At 74.0% G+C, this 10,334-nt stretch carries 2 protein-coding genes; both read right to left on the bottom strand.

The window, feature by feature from the left end:
* On the bottom strand, positions 1–7,787 hold a 7,787-nt coding region (locus JS521_RS36975; protein ID WP_239488006.1), incomplete at its 3' end, for a type I polyketide synthase.
* Positions 7,788–7,823: 36 nt separating this feature from the next.
* A partial coding sequence (locus tag JS521_RS29435) for a type I polyketide synthase (RefSeq protein ID WP_205085985.1) occupies positions 7,824–10,334 on the bottom strand: 2,511 nt, incomplete at its 5' end.

Below are 10,334 nucleotides of genomic sequence, written 5' to 3'. Positions count from 1 at the left end.
AACACCACCGACCAACCCGCCAGCTCACGCCCCATCCCCACCCACTGCGAACCCTGACCCGGAAAAACGAACACCACTTCACGCCCACCGGTGACCACGCCCCGCACGGAGCCGGCGGACGCCCCCTCGATCACCGAGCCCAGGCCCTCCACCGCGCCGTTGAGGTCGGCGGCCAGCACCACCGCGCGGTGTTCCAGTCCTGCCCTTGACAGCAACGAGCTTCCGACATACGACAGTTGGGGTGCCGAATCACCCGTCACAAGGTCCCGCAGCCGGTCTGCCTGGCCCGACAGCGCACCGGGCGACTTCGCCGACAGCAGCAGCGGCACCACCCCGGAGCCCTCCCCGGACTCCGGCACCACGACCGGCATCGCGACGGGCACCGGCTGCGCCTGCTCGATGATCACGTGCGCGTTGGTACCACTCATCCCGAACGACGACACACCCGCCCGACGCACACGCCCCGTCTCCGGCCACGCCCGCGACTCCACCGCCAGCCTCACCGCACCGGCCGACCAGTCCACATGCGACGTCGGCTCATCGACATTCAACGTCGCCGGAACCACCCCGGCCCGCACCGCCTGCACCATCTTGATCACGCCGGCGACGCCCGAGGCCGCTTGGGTATGGCCGATGTTCGACTTCACCGAGCCCAGCCACAGCGGGTGGTCCCCGTCCCGGTCCTGGCCGTAGGTCGCCAGCAGTGCCTGCGCCTCGATCGGGTCGCCCAGGCGGGTTCCGGTGCCGTGCGCCTCCACCACGTCCACGTCCGATGCCTCAAGGCATGCGTTGGCCAGGGCCTGGCGGATCACCCGCTCCTGGGACGGGCCGTTGGGCGCGGTGAGACCGTTCGACGCACCGTCCTGGTTGACCGCGCTCCCCCGCACCACCGCCAGCACCTCGTGCCCCAGACGCTCGGCGTCCGAGAGGCGTTCCACCAGCAGCAGGCCGACGCCCTCGGACCAGCCCGTGCCGTCCGCCCCCTCGGCGAACGCCTTGCAGCGCCCGTCCTCTGCCAGCCCGTCCAGGCGGCTGAACTCGCTGAAGACCCCGAAGCCCGCCATCACGGTCACACCGCCGGCCAGAGCCATGTCGCACTCGCCGTTGCGCAACGACTGCACCGCGAGATGGACCGCGACCAACGACGACGAACACGCCGTGTCCACCGTCACAGCAGGCCCTTCCAGCCCGAACGAGTACGCCACCCGGCCCGAGATGACGCTGGTGGCGCCGCCGGTGAGTTGGTAGCCGGCGGCGTCGTCCGGGAGTTCGCTGTCGAGGCCGTAGTACGAGGATGCGGCGCCCGCGAAGACACCGATCGACTCACCGGCCACCGCCAGGGGGTCGAGCCCCGCCGCCTCGAACGCCTCCCATGCCGTCTCCAGCAGCAGCCGCTGCTGGGGGTCCATCACCAGGGCCTCGCGCGGGGAGATGCCGAACAGTCCGGCGTCGAACCCGGCCACGTCGTCGAGGAACCCGCCGAGCGGCGCGTAGGGCAGGGCCGTCGTGTCGATGTCCCAGCCGCGGTCGGTCGGGAAGTCGGTGATGGCGTCCTGGCCGGAGCGTACAAGCCGCCACAGGTCTGCGGGCGACCGGACAGCTCCGGGCAGTCGGCACGACATGCCGACGATCGCGATCGGTTCGCCGAGGTCGGTGGTGGCGCCGGTGCGCACCTGGTGCGCCGGCCCGGTCTCGCCGACCAGTTCGGTGCCGAGGTGGCCGGCGAGCGCGACCGGGGTGGGGTGGTCGAACAGCAGCGTCGCGGGCAGGCGCAGCCCGGTGGCTGCGTTGATGCGGTTGCGCAGTTCGACGGAGGTCAGCGAGTCGAAGCCGAGTTCCTTGAACACCCGGTCCGGGGCGACCGCGTCCGTGCCGGTGTGCCCGAGGACGGCTGCGGCCTCGGCGCACACCAGCCCGGTGAGCAGGCGCTGTTGTTCGGCGGCGGGGAGGGTGGCGAGGCGTCCGGCGAGTCCCGAACCGCCGGTGGCCGTACTGGCGGTGCGGCGCGCGGGGGCGCTCACCAGGCCGCGCAGCAGTGCGGGCACGGGTCGCAGCGTCCGGGCGACGGACCGGTCGAAACGCAGCGGGAGCAGGTGGGGCAGGCCCGTGGCCCGGGCGGCGTCGAAGAGGGCGAGCCCTTCGTCGGCGGAGAGTGCGCCGCCGACGCGGGTGGCGCGGGCGAGACCGGTGGTGTCGAGGCCGCCGCTGATGGCGCTCTCCTCGGCCCACAGGCCCCAGCCGAGCGTGGTCGCGGTGAGTCCCCGGGTTCGGCGGTGCTGGGCCAGCGCTTCCAGGAAGGCGTTGGCGGCGGCGTAGTTGGCCTGGCCCGGGGAGCCGAAGGCGGAGGAAGCGGAGGAGTAGAGAGTGAACAGGGCCAGGTCCAGGCCCGCGGTCAGTTCGTGCAGGGCGAGCGCGGCCTCGGCCTTGGGGCGCAGCACGCCGGTGATCCGCTCGGGTGTCAGCGCCTCGATGACGCCGTCGTCGGCGACACCAGCCGCGTGGACGACGCCGGTGAGGGGGTGTTCGGCGGGGAGGGTGGCCAGCAGTTCGGCCAGTTCCTCCCGGTCGGTGACGTCGCACGCGGCGATCCGTACGCGTGCGCCGAGCGCGCCGAGTTGCTCCGCCAGTTCCCGGGCGCCGGGTGCGGTGGGCCCGCTCCGGCTCGTGAGGACCAGGTGCCGTACGCCCCGGTGCTCGACCAGGTGTCGGGCCAGCAGTGATCCGAGGACGCCGGTGCCTCCGGTGATCAGGACCGTGCCCTCCGGGTCCAGGGCACGTGGCAGCATCAGAATGTTCTTGCCTGTGTGGCCGCCCGAGCCGACGTGCCGCAGGACCTCTGCCGCCTGCCGGACGTCCCAGGCCCGGGTGGGCAGCAGGGTGAGCCGGCCGGTGCGGAACAGTTCCAGGACCTCCCGCAGCATCTCTTGCAGCCGGTCCGGTCCTGCCTCGCCGAGGTCGAAGGAGCGGTAGTGGCGGTCGCCGAAGGAGTCGGGGTCGCGCAGGTCCGCCTTGCCCATCTCCACGAAGCGGCCGCCGGGGGCCAGCAGCCGTGCCGAGGCGTCGACGAACTCGCCGGCCAGCGCGTTGAGGACGACGTCCACGCCGCGTCCGCCGGTGCGCTCCGCGAAGGCGGCCTCGAAGCCCAGGTCGCGCGAGGAGGCGAGATGCGCCGTGTCCAGGCCGGTCGCCGCCCACTTCGCCGGCGAGGCCGTTCCGTACACCTGGGCGCCCAGGTGTCGTGCTATCTGTACGCCGGCCATCCCCACGCCACCGGCGGCGGCGTGGACGAGGACCGATTCTCCGGCAGTCAGTCCCGCCAGGTCCACCAGTGCGTAGTAGGACGTCAGGAAGGCCATCGGCACCGAGGCCGCGTCCGAGAAGGTCCACTCCTGCGGCACCGGCGCCACCATCCGCCGGTCCACCACCGCCAGCGGGCCGAAGCCGCCCTCGAACAGGCCGAAGACGCGGTCGCCCGGCGCGAGGTCCGTGATCCCGGGGCCGGCTTCGACGACGATGCCCGCGGCCTCGGATCCCATGAGGGCCGAGGGGTCCGGGTACTGGCCGAGCGCGATCAGCACATCACGGAAGTTCACCCCGGCCGCACGTACCTCGACCCGTATCTCGCCCGGCGCCAGCTCCGCGGTCGCCTCGGGTGCGGGGGTGAGGGCCAGGTCGCGGAGGGAGCCGGAGGTGCGGTCGGCGGTGAGTCGCCAGCCCTGTGTGTCGGGTGCGGCGAGGGTGCCGGACGTTGAGACGCGGGCCAGTCTGGGGGCGAGCAGTGTGCCGCCGCGCAGTGCGAGCCAGGGTTCGTCGCCGTCCAGGAGCGCGGCAAGCACGTCGGGGGCGGTGTCGGTGTCGGTGTCCAGGAGGACGAACCGGTCGGGGTGCTCGGTCTGCGCGGAGCGTACGAGTCCTCCGACGGCCGCCCCGGACAGACCGGTGACGTCGTCGCCGGGTGTCGCGGCCACGGCGGAGCGGGTGACCAGTACCAGACGGGACTCGGTGAATCGCTCGTCGGCCAGCCACGCCTGGAGGCCTGCCAGGACCTCGGTGACGGCGGTCTCGGTGTCCGTGTCGGCCACGGGCCACGCGACGGCATCGGGTACGGGGCCGGAGAACCCGGCCAGGAAGGCGCCGAGTCCGTCGGTGGCCGTGGCGGTGGCGAGCGGGCGCGGACGGGCCGGCACGGGTACGGGCGTCCAGTCGAGGTAGAACAGGGAGTCGTCGTGGCGGGGGCCGACGGCGGTCGCGGCCCGCAGGGTGAGCGACTCGACCGTGGCGACGGGGGCGCCCTCGGGGTCGCTGATCCGCAGCGTCCAGGCGTCGGCACCGGCGGGTGCCAGGTGGACGCGGGCCCGTGTGGCACCGGTCGCGTGCAGGGTGGCGCTTTCCCAGGCGAAGGGCAGCCCGGCCCGGTCGGCGTCGAGGCCGGTGAGGTGCAGCGCGGCGTCGAACAGGGCGGGGTGCAGTCCGCAGCGGCCCGCCTCGCGGTGGGCGGACTCGGGCAGTTCGACCTCGGCGTAGAGGTCATCGCCCGCCCGCCAGGCGGCCTTGAGTCCCTGGAAGAGGGGACCGTACGCGTAGCCGGCCTCGGTGGCGCGCTCGTAGAAGCCGCCGAGGTCCACCGGTTCGGCGTCCGGCGGCCGTGTTCCCGCGGTGCCGGTCGGGTCGGCGGGTGAGGTTGCGAGGAGGCCGACGGCGTTGCGGGTCCATTCCTCCTCGCCGTCGGGGCGCGAGTGGATCTCCAGGTGGCGGGTGCCGTCCTCGCGCTCGGCTCCGGCGGTGACCTGGATCTGTACGCTGCCGCGCGCGGGCAGCACGAGCGGCGTGGTGAGGGTGAGGTCCTCCACGGTCCCGCAGCCGACGTGTTCCCCGGCCTGCCAGGCGAGTTCGACGAACGCGGTGCCCGGGACGAGGACACTGCCGAGGATCGTGTGGTCGGTGAGCCAGCCGTGTGTGGCGGCGGAGAGCCGGCCGGTGAGCAGTGCCCCTCCCCCGGTGGCCAGTGACACGGCGGCGCCCAGCAGCGGATGCCCTGCCGCGCCGAGCCCCGCGGAGGTCAGGTCCCCGGAGCTCAGCCGGGCGCTGGGCCAGTACGCCTTGCGCTCGAAGGGGTAGGTGGGGAGCTCCACACGGCGGGCGCCCGCCGCGTGGAGTGGCGCCGCCCAGTCGACGGGGGTGCCGTGCACGTGGGCTCGCGCGATGCCGTGCAGCAGTGACGCTGCCTCGTCCGGGCCGGGGCGCAGGACGGGGACGGCGGTCGTGTCCTGGGCGATGTACGGGACGAGGGCGGACAGGGCCCCGCCCGGGCCGAGTTCGAGGAAGCGGGTGGCGCCCGCGGCGTGGGCGCGGCGCACGGCGTCGGCGAAGCGAACGGGCTCGACGATCTGCCCGGCCCAGTAGTCGGGGGTGGCCGGGTCCCCGGGGGCGGTGGTGAGGACCGGGATCGTCGGGGCGTGGTAGGTCAGCGACCGTGCGGTGGCGGCGAACTCGTCGAGCATCGGTTCCATCAGGTGCGAGTGGAACGCGTGCGAGACGGCCAGCCGTTTGACCCGTACGCCCCGGGCCCGGAACTGCTCCTCCAGCGCACCGATCGCGTCGGCGTCACCGGAAACGGTGACCGAGGTGGGCCCGTTGACGGCTGCCACGTCGATCCCGTCGGGCAGGACGAGCCCGTCCTCGGGTGCTTCGACGGCGAGCATCGCGCCGCCCTGCGGCAACGCGTCCATCAGCCGGGCGCGCGCCGACACCAGGGCACACGCGTCGTCCAGGGACAGCACTCCGGCGAGGTGTGCGGCGGCCAGTTCACCGATCGAGTGGCCCACCAGCATGTCCGGGGTGACCCCCCAGGACTCCACCAGCCGGAACAGCGCCACCTCGACGGCGAACAGAGCGGGCTGGGTGTAGGCGGTGCGTGCCAGGAGCTCCGCCTCGTCCCCGAACATCACGTTCTTCAGGGGTGGTTCGAGGTTCACACGTGCGCATACGGCGTCGAGCGCGTCGGCGAACGCGGGGAAGGCGTCGTACAGTCCACGTCCCATCCCTGCCCGCTGCGCGCCCTGCCCCGGGAACAGGAACGCGGTGCGTCCGGGTGCCGCCGTGCCGGACTCCGTCTGCGGCGGGAACGTGCCCTCGGCGAGGGCCGCGAGCGCCCGGAGCGCATCGTCGTGCCCTGCCGCCAGGACGACGGCTCGTGCGGGCAGCGAGGCGCGGGTGGTGGCCAGCGAGTAGCCGAGGTCGGCCAGGTGTGTCTGGGGTCGTTGGGCCAGGTGCGTGTGGAGTTCGGCGGCCTGTTCGCGCAGGGCGTGCTGGGTGCGGGCGGCGAGCGGGAGCGGGATCAGCGGCGGTTCGGCGGCCGTGGGCGGTACTTCGGCCGGGGTCTGCCCGGTCGCGGGGCCGGGTTCGGGCGCCTGCTCCAGCACCGTGTGCGCGTTGGTGCCGCTCACTCCGAACGAGGAGACGGCGGCGCGCCTGGTCCGGCCGGGGCCGGGCCAGGGGCGGTTCTCGGTGAGGAGCCGGACGGCGCCGGCCGACCAGTCGACCTGCCGGGTGGGTTCGTCGGCGTGCAGGGTGCGGGGCAGTACGCCGTGCCGCAGTGCCATGACCGTCTTGATGACGCCGGCTACTCCGGCGGCGGCCTGGGTGTGCGCGATGTTGGACTTCACCGAGCCGAGCCACAGCGGGCGGTCGGCGGGGCGGCTGCGGCCGTAGGCGGCCAGTAGTGCCTGTGCCTCGATCGGGTCGCCGAGCCTCGTGCCTGTCCCGTGTGCCTCGACCAGGTCCACGTCAAAGGGCGTCAGGCCGGCCGAGGCCAGCGCGTCACGTATGACGCGCTGCTGCGAGGGGCCGTTCGGCGCGGTCAGGCCGTTGGAGGCGCCGTCCTGGTTGACCGCGGAGCCGCGTACCACGGCCAGGACCTCGTGCCCGTTGCGTACGGCGTCGGAGAGCCGCTCCACCAGCAGCACCCCGACGCCCTCGCCCCAGCCGGTGCCGTCCGCGCCGTCGCCGAACGCCTTGCACCGGCCGTTGGCCGCCAGCCCTCGCTGGCGGGAGAACTCGACGAACGCGGCGGGCGTGGCCATGACCGTGACGCCGCCCGCGAGGGCCATGGTGCATTCGCCTCTGCGCAGCGACTGCACGGCCAGGTGCAGTGCCACCAGCGACGCCGAACACGCGGTGTCCACGGTGAGGGCGGGGCCTTCCAGCCCGAAGACGTACGAGAGGCGTCCGGACAGCACGCTCGCGACGGCGCCGGTGGCGAGGTAGCCTTCGGCCGCCTCCGGGTCGGCGGCGAGCGCGGTGGCGTAGTCCTGGCCGTTGGTGGCGGCGAACACGCCGATCCGGCTGCCGCGCACCGACTTCGGGTCGATGCCGGCCCGCTCGAAGACCTCCCACGAGGTCTCCAGGAGCAGCCGCTGCTGTGGGTCCATGGCGATGGCCTCGCGCGGCGAGATCTCGAAGAGACCGGCGTCGAACTCGGCGGCGTCGTGGAGGAATCCGCCCTCGTGACCGTAGCTGCCGCCGGACCGCTCGGGGTCGGGGTCGAGCAGCGCGTCCAGGTCCCAGCCCCGGTCAGTGGGGAAGGGGCCGACCGCGTCACGGCCCTCGGTGACCAGTTGCCACAGCTGTTCCGGGGTACGGACGCCGCCGGGGAAGCGGCAGGCCATGGACACGATGGCGATGGGCTCGGAGTCCCGCTCCTGCTGTTCGCGCAGTTCCTGGTGCGCCTGCCGGAGCTCGCCCGTGACGAACTTCAGGTGGTCGAGCAGCTTCTCTTCGTTCGTCATCAGAGCGACTCCCAGCGGGCAGGACCGTACATGGCGTCAGGACTTGCCGAATTCGTTGTGGATGAGGTCGAAGAGGTCGTCGGCGCTCGCCGACTCCAGGTCGATGACCTCGTTCTGCGACCTGGAGCGGGCGGGCGGCACGGTTGCCGCGGCGCCGAGCCGGTCGGTGAGGTCGCGCAGGCGGGCGAGCAGGACCGCGGTCTCCTCGCTGTCGGGCGGGGTCTCGGCGAGCGCCGCCTCGAGCTTCTCCAGTTGGGCGACCGTGCTCTCCGCGCCCGCCGCGGTGGCAGGGCCTTGGCCGCTCACGAGAAGTACGCGCAGGTACGTGGCGAGGGCGGTGGGGGTCGGGTGGTCGAACGCCAGGGTCGCGGGCAGGGTCTGCCCGGTGGCGACGTCGAGCAGGTTGCGCAGTTCGACGGCCATCACCGAGTCGGTGCCCAGGTCGCGGAAGTGCCGGTCCGGGTCGATGGCGGCCGGGGTGCTGTGGCCGAGTACGGCGGCGGTCCGGGAGACCACCAGGTCGACCAGGATGCGTTCCTGTTGCGCCTGCGGCGCCCCGGCCAGCTGTTCGGCCAGGCCGGGCCCCTGCCGGTCGGGGGCGGGCGGCGCGGGCCGGGGTGCGGAGGGCAGCAGGTTGAGCAGCCGCCCGCCGCGCCCGGCTCCCAGAACGGGGCCGAAGCGACTCCAGTCGATGCCGGCCACGCAGACCGTCGTCCGCTGCTCGGCGAGGGCCGCTTCCAACGACAGGAGGGCCTCCTCGGGCGGCAGCGGCGTCACGCCGGTGCGCTGCTGCTGTTCGCCTGCTGCCGCGCCCGCGCCCACGCCTGCTCCGGCCCATGGTCCCCACGCGAGGGCCGTGGCGGTGCGCCCGGCCGCCCGGCGCCGCTCGGCGAAGGCGTCCAGCGCGGCGTTACCCGCGGCGTACGCGGCCTGCCCGAGGTTGCCGACGACCCCGGCGAAGGAGGTGTACAGCACGAACGCGTCGAGTTCGTGGCCCGCGGTCAGTTCGTCGAGGTGCCGGGCAGCCGCCAGGCGCGCGTGCACCACGTCGGCGACGCGGTCGGGGGTGAGCGAGCTGATCACTCCGTCCTCAACCGTCCCCGCCGCGTGCACGACGGCGGTGAGCGGCAGTTCCTCCGGTATGCCCGCGAGTACCCCGGCGAGCGCGGCGCGGTCGGTGACGTCGCAGGCGGCGAGGGTGACGCGACTGCCGAGGGAGGTCAGTTCGGCGGCGAGGTCGCCGGTGCCGGGTGCCTCCGGGCCCCGGCGTCCGACGAGTACCAGGTGCGGCGCGCCCTGTCGGGCGAGCAGACGGGCGGTGTGCGCGCCGAGTGCGCCGGTGCCGCCGGTGATCAGCACGGTGCCGGTCGGCCGCCACTCGTTGGCCGTACGGTTCCCGTTGCCGGGGGTGCTCGTGACGAGGCGTCTGCCGAGTACGCCGGTCCGGCGGATCGCCACCTGGTCCTCGGAGCCGTCGGCGCCGAGCAGTGCGGCCAGCCGGATGCCGGCGCGGTCGTCCCAGTCGGCGGGCAGGTCGACCAGGCCGCCCCAGCTGCGGGGCATCTCCAGGGCCGCGACTCTGCCGAAGCCCCAGACGGCCGCCTGGACCGGGTCGGGTCCCGGGTCGTCCGTGGAGACCCGCACGGCGCCCCGGGTGGCACACCACAGCGGGCCCGTCACACCCGCGTCGTCGAGCGCCTGGGTGAGGGCGACCACGGGGGGCAGGGCGTCGGAGCCCGGGGCGGGCGGCAGAGCCAGCACGCCGGCCGGGGTGGTCTCGGCCGCCACGGCGCGGAGCCGGGCCGCGAGGGCGGCGCGGTCGGTGCTTCCAGGGATGACGAGGGTACGTACGCCGACGCGGTGCAGCGCGCGGCTGACGTCGTCGGCGCCGGTGTCGGCGCTGTCGTCCTCGCCGGGCGGCGTGACCAGGAACCACAGGCCGGTCGGCCGGGCCGCCTCTTCGGTGACCGGCACCCAGCGCACGTCGTACTGCCCCTCTCCGGAAGCGGTCGGGTGCCGGGGCGGGGCGGCTTCGGGCCAGAAGCGGGTGTGCTGGAAGGGGTAGGGCGGCAGGGTGACGGGCGGGGCCTCGGGGAACACCGCTGCCAGGTTCACAGCCGTCCCCTCGACCCACAGCCGGGCAACGGCCGCGAACAGGGACTCCACCTCCGGACGGCGGCGGCGCATCGCGGGCACCGCGCCGGGGACGAGCCCGCTGAGGGCGCCGTCGGGGCCGAGTTCCAGGAAGCGGGTGGCGCCCGCCTCGTGAGCCTGGCGGACCGCGTCGGCGAAGCGGACGGGTTCGCGGATCTGCCCCACCCAGTAGCCGGGAGTGGCCAGATCACCAGGGGCGGTGGTGCGGACCGGGATCCGCGGGGCGTGATACGTCAACGACTCGGCCACCGCGGCGAACTCGGCCAGCATCGGCTCCATCAAACGGGAATGGAACGCGTGCGAAACCGCCAGCCGCTTCACCCGCACACCGTCGCCGCGCAACCCCTCCTCCAGTGCGCCGACCGCTTCCGCGTCACCCGACACCGTCACCGA

Origin of the sequence: Streptomyces durocortorensis (assembly GCF_016901035.1) — a bacterium.
GTDB lineage: Bacteria > Actinomycetota > Actinomycetes > Streptomycetales > Streptomycetaceae > Streptomyces > Streptomyces durocortorensis.
The sequence above is the reverse complement of the archived record's forward strand: the minus strand, read 5'-3'. Positions and strand labels throughout refer to the sequence as shown.